The sequence below is a fragment of the Agromyces sp. NPDC056389 genome (assembly GCF_042262385.1).
Taxonomy (GTDB): Bacteria; Actinomycetota; Actinomycetes; order Actinomycetales; family Microbacteriaceae; genus Agromyces.
In genome coordinates this window covers 352,253-370,248 of the sequence record NZ_JBHJPN010000003.1, presented here as the reverse complement: position 1 = coordinate 370,248, position 17,996 = coordinate 352,253, and the positions used below count along the sequence as shown (strand labels likewise).

The following is a 17,996-nucleotide window of genomic DNA, read 5'->3' as shown; positions in this document are numbered from 1 at the left end:
GACGAGCTCAAGTCGTCGGTCGAAGCACCGATCGGCGGCGACAGTCATGCCCGGGGATCTTCGATGTGGCGCCGCGTTGCGCCGTCTTACCCCATGGGTCAGGAGGGGTCGTGGATGGAGGCCGAGGTCCTTACCGTCGTTGCATGACCGCTCCAGTTTCGATCGTTGCCGTCTCCGGCAGCCTGCACGCGCCGTCGAAGACCACGGTGCTGACCCAAGAGATCCTCGACGCCTTCACGGCCGCGCTCGACGGCCACGTGCCGGTCGAGACGCACCTCATCGAGCTCAGCGAGATCGGGCGCGAGTTCTCTGGCGCGCTCACCCGCGACGAGCTCAGCCCGGTCGCCGACGAGGCGATCCGCCGCATCGAATCGGCGACACTGCTGATCGTGGCCAGTCCGGTGTATCGCGCGAGCTTCACCGGCCTGTTCAAGCACGTCTTCGACTTCGTCGGCCAGTACGCGCTCATCGACAAGCCCGTGCAGCTCGCCGCAACGGGCGGCAGCGACCGGCACGCCCTCATCCTCGAGCACCAGTTCCGGCCGCTCTTCTCCTTCTTCCAGGCGCTCACCCTGCCGATCGGGGTCTACGCGAGCGACGCCGACTTCGTCGACTACCGCGTCGCCTCCGACGCGCTTCGTGCACGGATCGATCAAGCGGTGCAGCGCGGCGTGCCCATCGTGCGCAGCAGCCTGCCCGATTCCGTCTCGGAGTACGTCGCGACGTGGTGACGACTGCGCCGATGCCCGCTCGACGTATCGGGCGGGCATCGGCGCAGCGGCATCCTTCGAGCCGCCGGCGCGCATCGGCCCGGCGGCGGACGACTCAGAAGTCGTGCAGGTTTCCCTGTATGCCCCCGCCGCCGTACTCGTTGCGGAGCACCCCGCGGCGGCGCAGGATGGGCACGAGCTCGTCGAGGTAGCGGTGCACGGTGACCGGGTGCAGATCGCCCGAGAAGATGAAGCCGTCGTTGTCGGCCTCCTCGCCGAACTCCTCGATGAAGTCGGCGACCTGATCGGCTGTTCCCACGAATCCGGCGTGATCGCTGATGCGCCCCTTGCGGGCCTTCGCCACGAGCAGCTCGCGCAGCGTGGCATCTGCGAACGACGGCGCCGTCTTGCCCAGGAGCCCCTTGATGGTGCCCTGCGAGACGTGCTCGCCGAAGATCGAGGTGTCGAGGGGCCGGTCGAGCGGCTGCGTCGAGAGGTCGGTCTCGAGGTCGCTCGACTGGCCCTCGAGGATGGCGGCGATCACGGCGTCGCTCGGATCGAGCGACGCCCGCACGACGCGGTCGACCTCCTCGTCGCTCGAGACGATCTCGGGCTTGAAGACGAAGAGCGTCTTCACCGCGTTCGCGGCGCGGCCGTGTGCGAGCGCCGCGTCGATGATCTTCCGGCGGTACGCGCGCACGACATCGAGGTCGAGCGGCGCGTAGGCGAGCTGCACATCGGAATGGGTGCCCGCGAAGGCGAGACCCTTCGGCGAGCCGCCCGGCGAGACGATCGCCGGGTCGCCGTCGGTGAACGGGAGCGCGTTGAGCGGCCCGGTCACATCGAAGTACTCGCCCTCGAACCGCCACGGCGGGATCTTCGACCCGTCGGCGAACCGGCCGGTCGCGGCATCCTCGATGAGCGCACCGTCCTCCCAGCTGTGCCAGAGCCCGCGCACGGCGGTCAGCCACTCGCTCGCCCGGTCGTACGCCTCGTCGTGCGTGACGGTCGGCACCTGGAAGTGGCGGGTGCTGCCGACGTCGGTGACCACGTTGATGCCGACCCGGTGGCCGCTCAGGTGGTGCAGCGATGCGAAGTGGCGCGCCGCGAGGTAGGGCGGGTGACCGCCGGCGTTCACCGTCGGGACGACTCCGATCTTCGAGGTCGCGGCGAGGAGGTACGGCGTGAGGGCGACCGGATCGTGCTTCGGGCCACCGTAGGCCTGCCGGACCCGAAGGTCGATCGTCTCGGGCGTGCCGATCGACAGCGCGTCTTCGATGATGACGAGGTCGAGGCCGGCCTGCTCGAGCTCGCGCACCGACTGCTGGTAGAGCTGCGGCTCCGTCCAGCGGTAGTTCCACTCGTAGGAGGGGTGGCCCCACCCCTGCGGCCCGAAGCCGCGGGAGAAGAACCAGCCGAAATGCTGGGGGCGGGTCATGGGATGGTCCTTTCGTGCACAGCGGAATACGCGGTCCGGAGCGGCGCGAGGCCGCGTTCGAGGTCGCGGATGAGGTCGTCAGGCTCCTCGAGCCCGATCGAGAGGCGCAGCAGGCCCGCGGAGATGCGCCCCTTCGCCCGGGTCTCGGCGTCGAGGTGCGCGTGCGTCGTCGTCGCAGGATGCAGGATCAGCGAACGCGTGTCGCCGATGTGGCTCATGCGGCTGAACAGCTCGACCCGGTCGAAGAAGCGCTGAGCGGATGCCTCGCCGCCCGCGAGCACGAACGAGAGCACCGCGCCCTGCCCTCGCGGAAGATAGCGGCGCGCGAGATCGTGCGATGAGCTCGAGGCGAGGCCCGCGTAGTTCACCGTCAGCACCTCGGGCTGGTCCTCCAGCCACGCGGCGATCGCGGCGGCGCTGGCCGATTGGCGTTGCACCCGCAGCGACAGCGTCTCGATGCCCTGCTGGATGAGGAACGCGTTGAACGGCGAGAGCACCGGGCCGAGGAGCGCAGCGGTCACTCCGCGGACGTAGGCTGTGTACGCGCCGGTGCCGTGGGCCTCGAGGTAGCTGGCGCCCTGCAGGCCCGTGTCCGGCTCATTGAGGTGCGGGAACGAAGCGGGATCCGCCGACCAGTCGAAGGTGCCGGCGTCGACGATCACCCCGCCGAGCGCTGCGCCATGGCCCGAGAGGAACTTGCTCGCCGAGTGCACCACGATGTCGGCGCCGTGCTCGATGGGCCGCATGAGATAGGGCGTCGCGAGTGTGTTGTCGACGATGAACGGCACGCCGGCGGCCTGGGCGACGCTCGCGAGGCCATCGAGGTCGACGACGTCGTTCGTGGGATTCGCGATGGACTCGGCATAGACCGCGCGGGTGTTCGGCCGGATGCGCCGGCGCCACTCCTCGAGGTCTCGGGCGTCGTCGACGAACTCGACCTCGATGCCGAACCGACCGAATCCCTGGGTGAAGAGGCTGCGTGTGCCCGAGTAGATGCTCTGCGCCGACAGCACGTGGTCGCCGGCCCTGGCGACGGCGAGCACGGCGACGGTCAACGCCGCCTGTCCGCTCGCGACCACCACGGCGTCGCGGCCGCGCTCGATCTCGGCGAGCTTGCGCTCGAGGGCGGCGTTCGTCGGATTGCCGGCACGCGTGTACACGAATCCCTGGTCGTCGCCGCTGAACCGATCGCGCGCCTGGGCGAAGTCGTCGAAGCGGAACCCGGCACTCAGGTAGATGGGCGTGATGCGCGCCCCGAAGGTGGTGTCGGCGTGCTCGCCGGCGTGGACCTGCCGGGTCGCGAAACCCGTCTCATCGTGGGGTGCGGGGTATGGCATGGGATCATCCTCATTCAGCTGGATCGGATACGGAATCGTGCTTCGACGCTCGCCGTCACCGGCTGTCACCGGCCGTCACCGGCCGTCACGACGGGTCATGAACGGTCAGGCGACGGAGGTCTCGACGGGCACCTGCGGCGGTCCGCCCGGCCCCCGCGCCGATGCCGCTGCACCGCGACGTCGATGGCGCAGGCGTCGCGCGGCGTCGACGAGTGACGCCGTGTACTCGTGGCCTCCGCCCGAGAAGATGTGCGAGGCGCTGCCGTGGTCGACGAGCCGCCCGTGGCGGAGCACCGCGACGGAATCGGCGAGTTGCCGGACCACCGCGAGATCGTGCGAGATGAACAGGTAGGAGACGCCCGTGCGTTCCTGCAGCTCGACGAACAGGTCGAGGATGCGCGCCTGCACCGACACGTCGAGCGCGGACGTCGGCTCGTCGCACACGACGAGCGGCACCGGGCCGGCGAACGCCCTCGCGATCGCCACGCGCTGCTTCTGCCCGCCCGAGAGCTCGTGCGGCAGCCTGTCGAGCGCATCGCGCGGCAGGCCGACGGATTCGGCGAGCGTCGATGCATCCGTCTCGCCGGCGAGGAGCCTGATCGATCGGCTCAGCGTCTGGCGCACCGAGCGGCGCGGGTTCAGCGACCCGTCGGGGTGCTGGAAGACCATCTGCACGGGCGCGCCGGCTTTGCCCGCGTGCAGGTCGATGCGCCCGTCGAACCGGGTCAGGCCGGCGATCGCGCGGCCGAGCGTGCTCTTCCCGCTGCCCGACTCCCCCACGACGCCGAGGACCTCGCCCCGGCCGATCGTCAGGTCGATGCCCTCGAGCGCGACGCGTGCCCCGTATCGCTTGCCGACGCCCTCGGCCGTGAGGAGCGGGCCACCGGGTTCCGAAGCGTGCGTCGCCTCGCGCCTCGGGCGATCGGTCACCGAGACCGTCGCACGACCCGGCGCGACGGGCCCCTGGCGATCGGAGACCGCACGCGTCGGGCGATCGAAATCGGGCACGGCCGCGATCAGCGCCTTCGAGTACGGGTGGCGCGGCGCCGTGACGAGCGCGTCGGCCGTCGTCGTCTCGACGAGCCGCCCCTCGCGGAGCACCCCGACGCGATCGCAGTGCGCCGCGACGAGCGGAAGGTCGTGACTGATCAGGAGAGTCGCGAACCCGAGCTCGCGCTGGAGGCGGTCGACGAGTTCGAGGATCTCGGCCTCGACGTTGCTGTCGAGCCCGGTCGTCGGCTCGTCGAGGATCAGCAGCTCGGGCCTGACGGCGAGTGCCATCGCGATGACGACGCGCTGCTGCTGGCCGCCCGAGAGCTCGTGCGGGTAGCTGCGGGCGATGCGCACGGGGTCGGCGAGGCTCGCCTCGGCGAGCGCGTCGACGGCTGCACGCCGCGCGAGGCCGCGGCGGGCGCCGCCGATGCGCAAGACCTCGGCGACCTGCTCGCCGACGGGCGTGGTCGGGTTCAAGGCGAGCCCCGGCTCCTGGTACACGACGCTGACACGAGTCGCGCGATAGCTGCGCAGGGCCGCGGCGTCGAGGTCGAGCACCTCGCTGCCCGCGACCCTGAGCCGACGGGCGGAGATCGAGGCCGATACCGGAAGGTGCCCGGTGAGCGCGAGTGCGATGGTGCTCTTGCCCGAGCCCGACTCCCCCACGAGCCCGAACGATTCGTGCGGGCCGATCTCGAAGCCCACGTCGTCGACGACCCTGCGATCGTGTCGGGGGCCGGCGAATCGCACCTCGAGTCCGTCGACGTGCACGAGTGCGCGGGTCATCGGCGGAACACCTCCTTCAGGTGGTCGGCGATCAGGTTGACGGCGATCACGAGGCTCGCGATCGCGAATGCGGGGAACACGATGGTCCACCAGGCGCCCTGCAGGTAGCTGCGGTTCTCGTTGATCGCGAGGCCCCAGTCGGGCGACGGCGGTGCGGCGGCGAGGCCGAGGAAGGAGAGCGACGAGGAGATGAAGATCGCCGACCCGAGGCTCAGCGTCGCCTGCACGACGATGAGCGGCAGCAGGTTCGGCACGAGCTCGGTGAGGATGATGCGCACGTGCGATTCCCGTTGCAGCCGAGCGCTCGCCACGTAGGGCCTGCCCATCTCGGCGAGGGTGCCTGCGCGGACGATGCGGGCGATGCCCGGGGCGAACAGCAGCCCGACGGCGAACGCGAGCACGGCGGGGCTGCTGCCGAAAGCGCCGACGATCACGAGCAGGAAGATGAGGGCCGGCAGCGCGAGGAACACGTCGAACACGCGCATGAGCAGCGTGTCGGTCCAGCCGCGGAAGTATCCGGCGATGAGGCCGAGCGTGCTGCCGAGCACCGTGGCCAGCACGGTGCCCGCCGGCCCGACGGCGAGCGCCGGTTCGGCGCCGGCCATGACGCGCGCGAACACGTCGCGTCCGATGCGGTCGGTGCCGAACGGATGACCCGCGGTCGGTGCGGCGAGTCGCTGGCCCGTGTCGGCGAACGGGTCGAGGCCGAACCAGCGCCACCCGACGGCGGCGACGATCCAGAAGACCACGACCGCGACGCTCGCCACGAACGTCGGTCGGCGCAGCAGGCGCAGCGCAGCGCCGGTGCGCATGCGATCGGGTGCATGAGCAGGTGCAGGTGGCTGCACGGGTGCGGTCAGGGGTGCGGTCGCCATCACTCGGCCTTCTCGAACCGGATACGGGGGTCGACGATGACGAATGCCAGGTCGGTGACGAGCAGCGCGATGAGCGAGACCGCACCGGTGACCATGACCCCCGCTTCGAGGAGGAGGACGTCCTTCTTCTCGGTCGCCGTCACGAGCAGTGCGCCGAGACCCGGATAGCCGAAGAGCGTCTCGACGATCGCACTGCCGCCGAGGAGGGTGCCGAGGTAGATGCCGAGCAACGAGATCGTCGGGATGAGGGCGTTCCTCGCCACATGGCGACGCAGCACCTGCCCGCGCGTGAGGCCCTTCAGCACCGCGGTGCGGTGGTACTGGGCCCCGAGTGTCTCGATGACCCCGGTGCGCACCATGCGCGCGATGACCGCGAGGTAGCCGACGGCGAGGGTCACGGCCGGCAGGATCATGGCCCGCAGACGGAGCAGCGGATCGGCGCCCGCATCTGCTGCCGACTGCACCGGGACCCATGCGAGCACGACGGAGAAGAGGATGAGGAGCAGCACGCCGATGACGAACTCCGGCACGGCGGCGAGCGACATCAGCGCCGTCGTGAGCGCCCGATCGGTGCGCGTGCCCTCGCGGTAGGCCTGCAGGCCGCCGAGGGCGAGCGCGGCCGGCACGAGCAGGGCGAACGCGAGCGCTCCGAGGAGCATCGAATTCACGAGCCGGGGCAGGATGAGTTCGACCACGGGCTGCGAGTAGACGAGGCTGTCTCCCCACTGACCGGTCGCGAACCCCGCGAGCCAACCGAGATAGCGTTCGGGCAGCGAGCCGTCGACGCCGTGCCGGGCATTCCAGAGCTGCACCTGCTCGGCCGTGGCGTACGGTCCGAGCGCGTTGCGTCCGGGGTCCCCGGGCACCACCTGCACGAGCCAGAAGACGAGCAGCGAGACGGCGAGCAGCACCGCCGGGATCTGGATCAGGCGTCGCCCGATCAGGGAGGGGATGCCGTTCCGCCGAGCAGCCACGGACTCCGGCCCGCGCCACGGCGACCGCCCAGTGGCGGAGTCGGGGTCGGTGCGCGGACCGGAGGTCGTGGTCATGTCAGTCGCCGATGGAGATGCCGGCGAACGAGAACCCGGTGTAGAAGTCGAGCGCACCGGCGAAGTCGCCGTGCACGCGCGGGTTCTGCAGCACCTGGGCCTTCGAGAAGGTCGGCACGATCACCGCGAGATCGCTCCACTGGATCCCCGCGATCTCGTCGACCCTCGCTTGACGCTCGGCCTCGTCGGTGCTCGCATCGAACGCAGCGGATGCCGCTTCGATGGCGGGGTTCGCGTAGTGCGATGCGTTCCACGCTGCGCCGTCGGCGAAGATCAGGCCGATGTACTGCGACGGGCTGCGAACGGCCCAGTTCGTCACCGTGAGAGGGGCGTTCAGCCACGGCGAGTCCTCGCCGTCGGCGTAGTACTGCTCGGAGGTGAGCAGGTCGAGTTCGACGTCGAAGCCGTCGACGGCGTTGAGCTGCTGCTGCAGTACCTCGCCGAAGAGCTGGTTGTCGGTCGTGATGGCGAACTGCACGGTGCGGCCGTCGAGCAGCTCCGCGACCTCGTCGAGGTCCTGCTCGCGCTGCTCGACGCCCGCGGGCTGGACCGGGTAGTCCGGGAAGTACAGCACGTCGTTCGCGACATCCGCGTTGCCGCTGTAGACGTCGTCGACGAGGGCGGCGCGGTCGATGGCCCATGCGAGGGCTTCGCGCACCGACGGGTCGTCGAACGGCGCGGCCTCCTGATTGAGGAAGATGCCGTCGAACTTGTTGTACCCCGAGCTGATCGTGTCGAACTTCGAGGCGTCGACCGAGGCGAGGACGTCGCTCGTGACGTTGATGCGGTCGAGCTCACCCGCCTGGAAGGCGAGGGTCTTCGCCTGTTCGTCGGCGTAGACCTTCAGTTCGACGCCGTCGACCAGGATCTCGTCGGCGTTCCAGTAGTCGGGATTCTTCACGAACGTCGCCGCCTCGCCGACGGTGTAGTCCTCGAGGAGGAACTGCCCGGCGCCGACCGGATTCTCGAGCCAGTCGCCCGGCGTGTATCCGGCGGGCAGGATGCTCGTGTTCGCCCCGGTCAGGAGTCGCGGGAAGTCGGAGAAGGGCCGCACGAGGCCGAAGGCCACGGTGCCGTCGTCGACCGCGGTCACGGTGTCGAGAAGGCCGTCGAAGCTGCTCTTGCCGGGTGAGACGCTGTCGTCGGCGGTGATGGTCTCGAAGGTCGAGACGACGTCCTCGGCGACGACGGGCTCGCCGTCGTTGAAGACGGCGCCCTCGCGCAGATCGACGGTCCAGGTGAGGCCGTCGGCCGATGCCTCCCACGCGGTGGCGAGCCGGGGCACGAGTTCGCCTTCTGCATCGAGGCTGATGAGGCCTTCCGAGGCGAGGCCCGCGATGAGCATGCCGTTGTAGTCGGCGACCGTGAGCGGATCGATCTCGGCGCCGGGGTCGCTGATCGGGATGCGGTAGATCGCGTCGGCGCCTCCCGCGTCGGTCGCACCGGTGCTGGCGCACGCCGCGAGCGGCGCGACGAGTGCAGCGGTGGCGGCGGCGAGCAGTGTGCGTCGCAATCGATTCCGGCGGTGGTTCATGGGGACTCTCCTCTTCGTGGTGGGGTGCGGGTGGCGTCTCAGCCGGCGGGCGGCGGGGTGATCCGCTGCCCGTCGACGGTGACCTCGAGGCGCTCGCTGTAGAACGCCACGAGGCCGGCGATGGCGGGAATGGACGGCTCGGGGTACGACCAGGCGATGTCGGCGATGGGCTCCGGATGCGGCGTGCTCCAGTAGTCGGTCGCGTACCCCTTGTACGGGCATTCGCTCCAGGTGGCGGAGGGCGCGAGCAGCTCGAATCGCACGTCGTCTCGCGGCAGGTAGTACCGGGGCGGCAGCCCGGTCTCGTAGACGACGACGGGCGAGGTGCTCTCGGCGAGCACCACGCCGCCGTGGCGCACTACGACGTGCCTGCTGCTCGGCAGCGCGTCGACGCGGTTGTGCGGGTCGCGCGGGTGGGCGAACACCACCTCGTCCTCCTCGAGCCACCGATCGAGCACCCCGGGGAACCAGCTGACGCCGAGGTGGCCTTCGAGCTCGGGCAGGTCCCACTGCCAGGCCGCATGGGTGACGGTTCGGTCGCCGACGCGGAGGTCGAACCACTGGCGTACCGGGCGACGCGGTCGGTAGTACGCGGGGGCCTCGGCCGCGGCATCCGATGGGATGAGCAGGTCCGTTCGCACGTCGGCGATGGGGAAGCCGTACTCGGGCACCTTGTGTCGCGGCTCCCAGACGAGGATCTGCTCGCGGCTGTCGACGATCGGGGTGTCGTCGAGGAAGCCCCGCACCCATCGGGCGCTCGGCTCGTAGCTCCAGATGGTGGGCGGTTCGGCGAAGCGACGAACGAGCTGTTCGGTGATGGTGTCGGTCATTCCGTGCCCTTCAGGTCGTGCGATCGATGGTCGAGCGATCGGCGGTCTCGCGACGGCCGGTTCTCGGTCGCAGCGGTGGCGACGCTAGCGCGCACTCATCGAGCGACGTTCATGAAGACGCCTGATGACCACGCATTTCGACACACAGTGACGTCGTGTTTCGCGGGCGCGTTACCGGGTGTTTCGCGTCTCGGTCATCTGCGGTCATGCATGCCGGATGCGGCATCCGCGGGGTTAGCGTTTCGTCCCATCCCGCCTCGACCACCCCGATGGCGGGCCAGCACCCGGAGGACTCATGACAGACGGACTACAGCTCGGCGTGTTCGCGCACTTCGCGGAAGAGGACGACGCCGAGGGCGGCGCCTACGAGGAGTTCCTCGATCTCTTCACGCACGCCGAGCGCCTCGGATTCGCCTCCGCGTGGGTGCGGCAGTTCCACCTGCAGAGCTCCGACGGTCGACGCGCCGGCGGACTGCCGTCGCCGTTCGTGTTCCTCGGCGCCCTCGCTGCGCGAACCGAGACGCTTCGGCTCGGCACCGCGGCCGTGACGCTGCCGCTCGAGAGCGTCGTTCGAGTGGCGGAGGACGCGGCGGTGCTCGACGTGCTGAGCGGCGGCCGGGTCGAACTCGGCGTCGCCAACGGCGGGGGGATGCCGGGACTCGCCGAAGCCTTCGGACGCACGATCGCCGATGACGCCGAGGAACAGCGCTCCGTCTACCGCCGCGACCTCGGAGCACTCGAAGGCGCATTGCGCGGTGCAACGCTCAACGGGAACGGCGACACCCTGTTCCCGCCGCGGAGCTCGCTCGGGGATCGGATCTGGGAGGCGACGCTCACCGATCGCAGCGCCCGCCTCGCCGCCCGCGCCGGGCACGGCGTGCTGATCGGAACGACGCAGACGATTCCGGCAGAGGTGACTGCGGCGGCGTATGTCGAGGCATTGCCCGACGGTGCCGCTCCTCGCATCGGACTGTCGACGCTCATCTACCCGGCCAAGGACCGCGAGACGGGACTCCGCGAGGCGGAGGCGGGCATCCTGCGCAAGTGGGCCTGGGGTGAGGGCTTCCTCCCGCCCGCGACGACGCTCGCGGAGAAGGCGGCCTCGCTGAACATCCACTACGGCGCCCCCGCCGACCTCGTCGAGTCGATCGCGAGCCAGCCGGCCTTCCCGCTCGCGACGCAGCTGCAGGTGCAGGTCGAACTGCTCTACTCCTCGTTCACCGCCCGGCACGACGCACTCGAGTCGTTCGTCACCGAGGTCGCACCCGCGCTCGGCTGGGTGCGAGCAGGTGCGCGAGCGGAGGTGCTCGCGTGACCCGCCGGCCACTCGCCCTCGGCGCGGGGTTCTTCTACCCCGGCGGCGAACACGTCACGAGCTGGCGCAGCCCCGCCGCGCGACCGAGCGAGTTCCTCGACCTCGACTACTACACGCGGTTCGCGCGGACCGCGGAGGCCGGACGCTTCGCGACCGTCTTCGTCGCCGACGAGCTGTACGTGTGGGACCGGTTCGTCTCCGGCATCGATCACGGGGTCAATGTGCGGCTCGAGCCGTTCACCCTGCTCTCGGCGCTGTCGCAGGTCACGAAGAAGATCGGCCTCGCCGCGACCGTGTCGACGACGTACAACGAGCCGTACCACGTGGCCCGGAAGCTCGCCTCGCTGGATCACCTGAGCCGGGGCCGGGCGGCATGGAACCTCGTCACGAGCGCGAGCGACGAGGAGGCGCGCAACTTCGGGCGCGCGTCGAACCTCGACCACCCGGTGCGGTACCGCAGGGGCGAGGAGTTCGTCGACGTCGTGACCGGCCTCTGGGACAGCTGGGACGACGACGCGTTCCGCTTCGACCGCGAGAGCGGCCTCTTCGCCGACCGCGCGAAGCTGCACGTGCTCGAGCATGCGGGCGAATTCCTCTCGGTGCGCGGTCCGCTCAATGTGCCGCGGCCCCCGCAGGGGCATCCGCCGCTCTTCCAGGCCGGCGCCTCCGAAGCCGGGCGCGCGCTCGCGGGCCGCACCGCCGAGGCCGTGTTCACCCTCAGCCCCGACGACCTCCAGGGCGCCAGGCGTCTCTACGCCGACTACAAGCTCCGCGCGAGACGGGCCGGCCGAGGCGCCGACGAGCTCCTCGTGCTGCCCGCGTTGTCGCCGATCATCGGGCGCACCGCTGCCGATGCCGAGGAGAAGTTCCGCGAGCTCGCGTCCCTCACCCCCGACCGGGTCTCGCTCGACCTGCTCTCCCATCAGCTCGGCGCCGACCTCGGCGAGCGCGACCCCGACGAACGGTTCGAGTTCGACTTCGACGTCGCCGGGTTCAACCAGTCGCAGTCCGTGTACGCGTGGATCGCCTCGCTCCTCGCCGAGCGGCCGTACACGCTGCGCGAGCTCACCACCGAGCTGCTGCGGCGACGCTTCCGACTGGGTACGGCCGACTCCATCACCGAATGGATCGTGGAGCGGTACGAGCAACGGGCCGCCGACGGCTTCATCCTCATGTTCCCGACCCTGCCCGACACGATCGACGACTTCGTCGCCGACGTCATCCCGCGGCTGACGGATGCCGGCATCCACCCGGCCGAGTACACGGGCGACACCCTCCGCGAGCACCTCGGTCTCGCCCGACCCGAAGGGCGGTACGTCGCATGACTCGTCGACACCTCTTGCTCGGCGCGTTCCTGTTCCACCCGGGCGGGGCGCACGTCACCGGTTGGCGGCATCCGTCGGCCGAACCCGAGCGCCACCTCGACCCCGACTTCTATGCGGACTTCGCGCGCACGGCCGAGCGCGGCGTGTTCGACACGATCTTCCTCGCCGATGGGCTCTACCTCTGGGACCGCTACCCATCGGGCATCGACCACTACAGCCAGGTGCGACCCGAGCCGCTCACGCTGCTCTCGGCGCTCGTCGCGCACACGCGGCGCATCGGCCTCGCCGCGACCGTGTCGACGACGTACAACGAGCCGTACCACGTGGCTCGTGCGCTCGCCTCGCTCGATCACCTGAGCGGCGGCCGGGCCGGATGGAACCTCGTCACCTCCCGCTACGACGAGGAGGCCCGCAACTTCGGCGGCGACGCGCACCTCGACCATTCCCGCCGGTACGAGCGCGGCGCCGAGTTCGTGCGCGTCGTCGAGCGGCTCTGGGACAGCTGGGCCGACGACGCGATCCTCGCCGACAAGGCCTCCGGCCGGTTCGCGGATGCCTCCAAGCTCACGACGACCGATCACCGGGGCGAGTTCTTCACGGTGCGGGGGCCGCTCAACATCACGCGCCCGCCGCAGGGGCATCCCGTGCAGTTCCAGGCCGGTGGCTCGCCCGCAGGGCAAGACCTCGCCGCAGCCACCGCCGATGCCGTCTTCGCCCGCTGGCAGCCGATCGAAGCGGCGCAGGCCTTCTACGAGGGCTTGAAGGCGCGTGTCGCCGGCCACGGCCGCGACCCCGAGCGGTTCGCGATCCTCCCGTCGATCCGCCCGGTCGTGGCGTCGTCGCGCGCGGAGGCCGAGGACCTCGCCGAGGAGCTGCTCGCCTCGACACCCGACACCCTCATCGTCGAAGACGTCTCGCACACGGTGGGCCAGGACCTCACCGGGCGTTCGGCCGATGAGCCGTTCGCGTACCGGCCCGACACCGACACCTCGAACGAGTCGCAGTCGCCGAACCGGCTGGCCGAGTGGTCGCTCGCCGCCGACCGGGTGACGGCACGCGAGCTCTACGCGCGTGCGTTCCGCGAGCAGACGGTCGTCGGCACCCCGGAGGACGTCGCCGACGAGATGGAATCGCGCTTCCGCGGCGGCGCCGCCGACGGCTTCATCGTGCAGTTCCTCACCCTGCCGAGCGGCATCCACCGCTTCGTCGACCTCGTCGTACCCGAGCTCCAGCGGCGCGGCCTCACTCGAACCGCCTACGAGGAGCGCACGCTCCGCGAGCGGTTCGGTCTCGAGCGACCCCGCGTCGCCGCACCGATCGGAGAGACCCATGTCTGACCTGCTGCACTGGTACGCCCGCGCCCACGGCCCCCGCGCCTACCGCATCGTGCGCGAGGGCCTCGCAGCAGGGCGCGAACGGCCGCGAGAGGATGCCGCGGCGCCCGACCGGAACCGCCAGAGCGGTGAGACGCCGGCTTCCGCCCCCGTGCACGAGTCGGGCGGCCCTACAGTGAGCACATGATCCGACACACGGTCGCCTTCCGGCTGCGCCATCCGTCCGGCTCGGCCGACGAGCACTCGTTCCTCGATGCGGCACTCGCGCTGGCGGGAATCCCCGGCGTCGAACGCTTCGAACAGCTCCGGCAGGTGAGCCGGAAGAACGCGTACGCCTTCGGCTTCTCGATGGAGTTCGCCGACCAGACCGCCTACGACCAGTACAACGAGCACCCGGTGCATGTCGCGTTCGTGCGTGATCGCTGGGTGCCGGAGGTCGAGGACTTCCTCGAGCTCGACTACGTGCCGCTCGGCGGCTGAACGGCGCTCGGTCGACGGCGATCGCGACGTCCGCTTCGCGCCGATGCCGCCATGAGGATGCCGGCGCCCGCGAGCAGCACGACACCGGAGACGGCGAGGGCGGGCGACGGTGCGAACCCGCTCGCAGCGAGGGCCGGCCCTGCTGGCGAGGCCGGTGTCGACGGCGGTGCCGGCGCGAGCAACTCGAATGCGCCGAGCGCCGTGCAACGGCTCACCGCCCCGGTGAGCTGCACCTGATGCGTCCCGGTGGAGGTGCCGTCGGGAACGGAGACGCTGCCCGTCACGTCGCCCGACAGGTCGGCTTGCAGCCACCCAGCGGCCGTGGCCTCGGGGAAGAGGGTGGCGGCGACGAACTCCCCGGGCCGGAAGCCGCTCGAGGCGACGGTCACCTGCCCGGGGCCGCCGAGGCTCGACGGGTCGACGGTGAGGGGGAAGTCGGGAGCCGCGGCGGGTTCGGTCGGAGCCGGCACGTCTCCGCCGTCGGGCCCGGGAAGCTCGGTGTCGCTCGTGCCGTACCCGATGTCGGCGAAGAGGAATCCCTGTCCGAGGGTCGCAGGGGCCGGCGGGAGTCCCGCCGCGAACCCCGTGCCGGTGCCGGTCGGCGCGCTCGTCGTGAGCCGGAACGAGAGGTCGCTCACCGTCGCGGTGGTCGAACCGCCGCTCAGCGCGTGGAAGTACTCCCACGTCGTCAGTCCGGAGCATCCGGAGACCAGCACGCCGTCGACGAAGATGTCGAGCACATCGCTCTCACCGGCGAGGAAGACGGCTTCGACGCCGATGCGGTGCGGCACGCTCGAGTCGACGGTCGCGAACACCTCCGACCGCCAGCTCGAGTTCGCGGTGCTCGTCGCTTCGGGAGGCACCCAGTAACTCCCGATCTCGAGGCCCGCGGCGGTCTGCCGAAGGTGCACCACGCCGCCGTACCGCGACGCGGCGCCGAGTACGACCTCGAGCATCAGCCCGTCCTGGGTCGCGCCGGTCGACGACGCGACGGTGAATTCGGCTGAGAAGGTGTTGCCGAGGGCACCCGGCACACCCGGCTCGCCGGCGCTGTCGACCGCGGGGCTGCGGACGAAGCTCGTGCCCGGGATCACGGCGTTCGACACCCGCAGGCTGCGCCCGCCGTCGAGCCCCGAGTCGGGAAACGTCGCGTCCTCGACGAGCGCGAAATCGAAGTTGGTGCCCGTCGAGAGCCAGCCGTTCTGGCCGGCCGGGCTGCCCGGCCCGACCACGTAGCCCGGAGCGTCGAAGTCGATCACGATCGACGGCGCGGCATGGGCGGCGGAGGCGGTGCCGACGGCCGCCGCGAGCGCGATGACCCCCGCGACGACGCAGCGGGCCGCCCATCGTGCTCGGACAGTCGGTCTGTTCTGGCGCCCCCCGGTTGCCATGCGGAGGACGTTACCCCTTTCGCAACGGCGCCGCCAGGGTGATCGGGGCTGGCGCTCACGCGGCGGATTCGCGAACATGGGCGGATGGATGTCACAGAGTGGCTGCTCGACTCCGATCCGTCGATCCGCTGGCAGGTGATGCGCGACCTGCTCGATGCACCGCCCGACGAGATCGACCGCGAGCGCGCTCGTATCGCCGCCGAAGGCTGGGGCGCCGGGCTGCTCGCCCTGCAGGCCGATGACGGCTACTGGGGCGGCGACGAGTACGGCATCGACGGCGACCGGAGGAGCACCACCTGGACGCTCCACCTGCTGCGCCGCCTCGGCATCGAACCGGATGCCCCGCAGACCCGTTCGGCGATCGCCCGGGTTCGCGACGGCGTCTTCTGGAGGGAATGGGGGGACCTCCCCTACTTCCATGGCGAGGTCGAGGAGTGCGTCAACGGCGGCGTGCTCGCACTCGCCGTCTACTTCGGAGAGCTCGGAGCCGGCAGCGACCGCATCATCGACCGCTTGCTGGGCGAGCAGCTCGACGACGGCGGCTGGAACTGCGAACCGCGCGAGGAGTCGGGGCGCTCCTCATTCGACTCGACGCTCTGCGTGCTCGAGGGGTTGCTCGCCTACGAGCAGGCCGTGCCCGATGCGCCGCCCGAGATCACGGAATCCCGTCGACGTGGCGAGGAGTACCTGCTGGAACGCAGCCTGTACCGGCGACGGACGACCGGGGAGATCGTCCTCCCCCGCTATGCGGAGTTCCGATTCCCGCCGTACTGGGTCTACGACGTGCTCCGCTCGCTCGACTACTTCCGCGGGTCCGGCGACGCGCCCGATCCCCGGCTCGCCGACGCGATCGAGCTCGTCACCGCGCAACGCGGCGCCGACGGCCGCTGGCTCGCTGCCACGCCGTGGAACGGCCGGGTGCACTTCGAGGTCGACGCCCCGGAGGGTGAGCCGAGCCGGTGGAACACGCTGCGAGCACTTCGCGTGCTGCGCTGGTACGACGTCGAGTAGCCGTCAGCCGAGGCGCGCGTCGAGGCGCGCACGTCGGAACTGGCCCGCGGACACGAGCACTGCGATGACCACGGCGAAGACCGCGCACGTGACGAGCCCGAGCGGCCCGGCGATCCACGCCGCCGGCACCGGGGAACCGGCCGCGATGACGAGTCCCCCGAGCCCGGCCGCAGCATTGAACGCACCGTGTCCGAAGACCGCCGGCCACACCGAGCCCGTGCGCAGTCGGGTCCAGCCGAGCAGCACGCCGAGCAGCATGCAGGCGAAGATCATGAGCAGCACGCCCGTGAGGTCGGTGAGCCCGAAGTTGTAGCCGAGCAGGATCAGCGGCGAGTGCCAGAAGCCCCAGAACGCGCCGGAGACGAGGAGCGCGGGCCAGTCGCCGAGCGGCCGCAGCGCGGGCAGCAGCCACCCGCGCCATCCGACCTCCTCGCCGAATGCGAACGGTGCGTTGATGATCGCGCCGATGGGGATCATCACGAACTGCACGGTCACGAGCAGCAGGATCGGCGGCGCCGGCGTGCCGGGAGGGAGCAGGGAGTCGAGCTGTTCGGCGAATCCCGAGAAGCCGACCAGGTCGAAGCGGGCGAGGCCGAGCAGGCCGACGACGAGCAGCCCCGCCGCGATGAGCAGCGGCAGCACGACGATGGCGGCCGCCGACATTCCGAGCGTGCGGCCGAAGGGCCGGAGCGGCCACATGCCGAGATCGCGCAGGATGCCGCGTGCGCCGCGCCGCCCGCGCTGGCCGCGCTCCACGAGCAGCGCCGCGATCGTCGCGATCGCGGGGGTGAGCATCATGGCTGCGGCGATCACCGGCAGGAGCGGGTCGGTCATGCCGAGACCGCGCATCCAGAGCGGGGCGGCGACGGCCCAGGCGAGCCCGCACGAGACGATCGCGAAGACGACGACCGCCGCCCACGGCACGCGGGTCGCGTCGATGCGCGTTTCGCGCGGCACCGCGGGCACCGCAGGGTCGGACGTCGTCGAGGTGGTCGGGTCGGCACGTTCGTCGCTCACGACATCGACGCTACCGACGGCGATCGGCTCGCGGATCCCCCGTGCGACGGAGTTCAGGACCCGTCAGAGGAAGAGCTTGAACCCCACGTGGGATGCCTCGAAGCCGAGTCGCTCGTAGAAGCGGTGCGCATCGACGCGGCGCGCATCGGAGGTCAGCTGCACGAGCGCCGCGCCCTGGTCGCGCGCGTGGCCGACCGCCCACTCGATCATCGCCGAACCGAGCCCCAGGCCGCGCAGCTCCCGCGAGACGCGTACGGCCTCGATCTGCATGCGCGTCGCCCCGCGCCGCGCGAGCCCCGGGATCGACGAGAGCTGCATGGTGCCGACCACTCGCCCGTCGGCGGACTCGAGCACCGTCAACGTCTGGGCTGCATCGGCGTCGATCGCCTCGAAGGCGCGCTCGTAGGGCTCGAGCCCACCACCCGTGGGCGTCTCCTCGGCAGCGCGGAGCGAGTCGGCAGCGATCAGCGCGACGAGCCCCGCGAGGTCGACTCGCCGGGCGCGTCGGAGTGCGAACGTGGATCCGTCGGCTTCGAAGGTCGCGAACTGCATGCACTCAACCTCTCACATG

General features: G+C 70.7%; 17 protein-coding genes. 7 read left to right on the top strand and 10 right to left on the bottom strand.

Annotation, left to right across the window (positions count from 1 at the left end):
* Positions 1-143: 143 nt before the first annotated feature.
* On the top strand, positions 144-731 hold the full coding sequence (gene msuE, locus ACFCVM_RS17785) for an FMN reductase (RefSeq protein WP_375838060.1): 588 nt from the start codon (positions 144-146) through the stop codon (positions 729-731).
* 94 nt (positions 732-825) lie between these two features.
* Here msuE and ACFCVM_RS17780 read toward each other — a convergent pair whose 3' ends face one another.
* The 7 genes from ACFCVM_RS17780 to ACFCVM_RS17750 all read right to left on the bottom strand — a co-directional run bounded on the left by ACFCVM_RS17780 (position 826) and on the right by ACFCVM_RS17750 (position 9,552).
* Positions 826-2,148, bottom strand: a complete 1,323-nt coding sequence (locus ACFCVM_RS17780; RefSeq protein WP_375838059.1) for an LLM class flavin-dependent oxidoreductase — start codon at positions 2,146-2,148, stop codon at positions 826-828.
* Positions 2,145-3,485 (bottom strand): O-acetylhomoserine aminocarboxypropyltransferase/cysteine synthase family protein, encoded by a 1,341-nt coding sequence (locus ACFCVM_RS17775; RefSeq protein ID WP_375838058.1) that lies wholly within the window; start codon positions 3,483-3,485, stop codon positions 2,145-2,147. Before ACFCVM_RS17775 ends, ACFCVM_RS17780 begins: the two co-directional genes overlap by 4 nt.
* 105 nt (positions 3,486-3,590) lie before the next feature.
* Positions 3,591-5,264 (bottom strand): ATP-binding cassette domain-containing protein, encoded by a 1,674-nt coding sequence (locus ACFCVM_RS17770; RefSeq protein WP_375838057.1) that lies wholly within the window; start codon positions 5,262-5,264, stop codon positions 3,591-3,593.
* Complete coding sequence (locus tag ACFCVM_RS17765) at positions 5,261-6,139, bottom strand: ABC transporter permease (protein WP_375838056.1); 879 nt, start codon at positions 6,137-6,139, stop codon at positions 5,261-5,263. The genes ACFCVM_RS17770 and ACFCVM_RS17765 overlap by 4 nt, the downstream gene beginning before the upstream one ends.
* Positions 6,139-7,188 (bottom strand): ABC transporter permease, encoded by a 1,050-nt coding sequence (locus ACFCVM_RS17760; protein WP_375838055.1) that lies wholly within the window; start codon positions 7,186-7,188, stop codon positions 6,139-6,141. The genes ACFCVM_RS17765 and ACFCVM_RS17760 overlap by 1 nt, the downstream gene beginning before the upstream one ends.
* A 1-nt stretch (position 7,189) precedes the next feature.
* A complete protein-coding gene (locus ACFCVM_RS17755; protein ID WP_375838054.1) occupies positions 7,190-8,722 on the bottom strand; it encodes an ABC transporter substrate-binding protein in 1,533 nt (510 codons plus the stop codon).
* Between the two features lie 38 nt (positions 8,723-8,760).
* A complete protein-coding gene (locus ACFCVM_RS17750) occupies positions 8,761-9,552 on the bottom strand; it encodes a DUF427 domain-containing protein (RefSeq protein ID WP_375838053.1) in 792 nt (263 codons plus the stop codon).
* Positions 9,553-9,847: 295 nt separating this feature from the next.
* Between ACFCVM_RS17750 and ACFCVM_RS17745 the strand changes: the two genes are divergently transcribed.
* Genes ACFCVM_RS17745 through ACFCVM_RS17725 form a run of 5 tightly spaced genes read left to right on the top strand, consistent with a single transcriptional unit; the run spans position 9,848 to position 14,006 of the window.
* The gene (locus ACFCVM_RS17745) at positions 9,848-10,867 is read left to right on the top strand and encodes an LLM class flavin-dependent oxidoreductase (protein WP_375838052.1); all 1,020 of its coding nucleotides are present in this window, start codon (positions 9,848-9,850) and stop codon (positions 10,865-10,867) included.
* On the top strand, positions 10,864-12,192 hold the full coding sequence (locus tag ACFCVM_RS17740; RefSeq protein ID WP_375838051.1) for an LLM class flavin-dependent oxidoreductase: 1,329 nt from the start codon (positions 10,864-10,866) through the stop codon (positions 12,190-12,192). The genes ACFCVM_RS17745 and ACFCVM_RS17740 overlap by 4 nt, the downstream gene beginning before the upstream one ends.
* Entirely contained in the window at positions 12,189-13,529 is a 1,341-nt protein-coding gene (locus tag ACFCVM_RS17735; protein WP_375838050.1) for an NtaA/DmoA family FMN-dependent monooxygenase, read from the top strand. The genes ACFCVM_RS17740 and ACFCVM_RS17735 overlap by 4 nt, the downstream gene beginning before the upstream one ends.
* On the top strand, positions 13,522-13,713 hold the full coding sequence (locus ACFCVM_RS17730; protein WP_375838049.1) for a hypothetical protein: 192 nt from the start codon (positions 13,522-13,524) through the stop codon (positions 13,711-13,713). The genes ACFCVM_RS17735 and ACFCVM_RS17730 overlap by 8 nt, the downstream gene beginning before the upstream one ends.
* Complete coding sequence (locus ACFCVM_RS17725; RefSeq protein WP_375838048.1) at positions 13,710-14,006, top strand: Dabb family protein; 297 nt, start codon at positions 13,710-13,712, stop codon at positions 14,004-14,006. Before ACFCVM_RS17730 ends, ACFCVM_RS17725 begins: the two co-directional genes overlap by 4 nt.
* Here ACFCVM_RS17725 and ACFCVM_RS17720 read toward each other — a convergent pair.
* The gene (locus ACFCVM_RS17720) at positions 13,985-15,397 is read right to left on the bottom strand and encodes a hypothetical protein (RefSeq protein ID WP_375838047.1); all 1,413 of its coding nucleotides are present in this window, start codon (positions 15,395-15,397) and stop codon (positions 13,985-13,987) included. The genes ACFCVM_RS17725 and ACFCVM_RS17720 overlap by 22 nt on opposite strands.
* Positions 15,398-15,481: 84 nt before the next feature.
* Between ACFCVM_RS17720 and ACFCVM_RS17715 the strand changes: the two genes are divergently transcribed.
* On the top strand, positions 15,482-16,408 hold the full coding sequence (locus ACFCVM_RS17715; RefSeq protein WP_375838046.1) for a hypothetical protein: 927 nt from the start codon (positions 15,482-15,484) through the stop codon (positions 16,406-16,408).
* A 3-nt stretch (positions 16,409-16,411) separates the two neighbouring features.
* Here the strand turns inward: ACFCVM_RS17715 and ACFCVM_RS17710 are convergent, their stop codons facing one another.
* Both ACFCVM_RS17710 and ACFCVM_RS17705 read right to left on the bottom strand, forming a co-directional pair.
* On the bottom strand, positions 16,412-17,425 hold the full coding sequence (locus ACFCVM_RS17710) for a lysostaphin resistance A-like protein (protein WP_375838045.1): 1,014 nt from the start codon (positions 17,423-17,425) through the stop codon (positions 16,412-16,414).
* Positions 17,426-17,488: 63 nt separating this feature from the next.
* Entirely contained in the window at positions 17,489-17,977 is a 489-nt protein-coding gene (locus tag ACFCVM_RS17705; RefSeq protein ID WP_375838044.1) for a GNAT family N-acetyltransferase, read from the bottom strand.
* Positions 17,978-17,996: the final 19 nt, after the last annotated feature.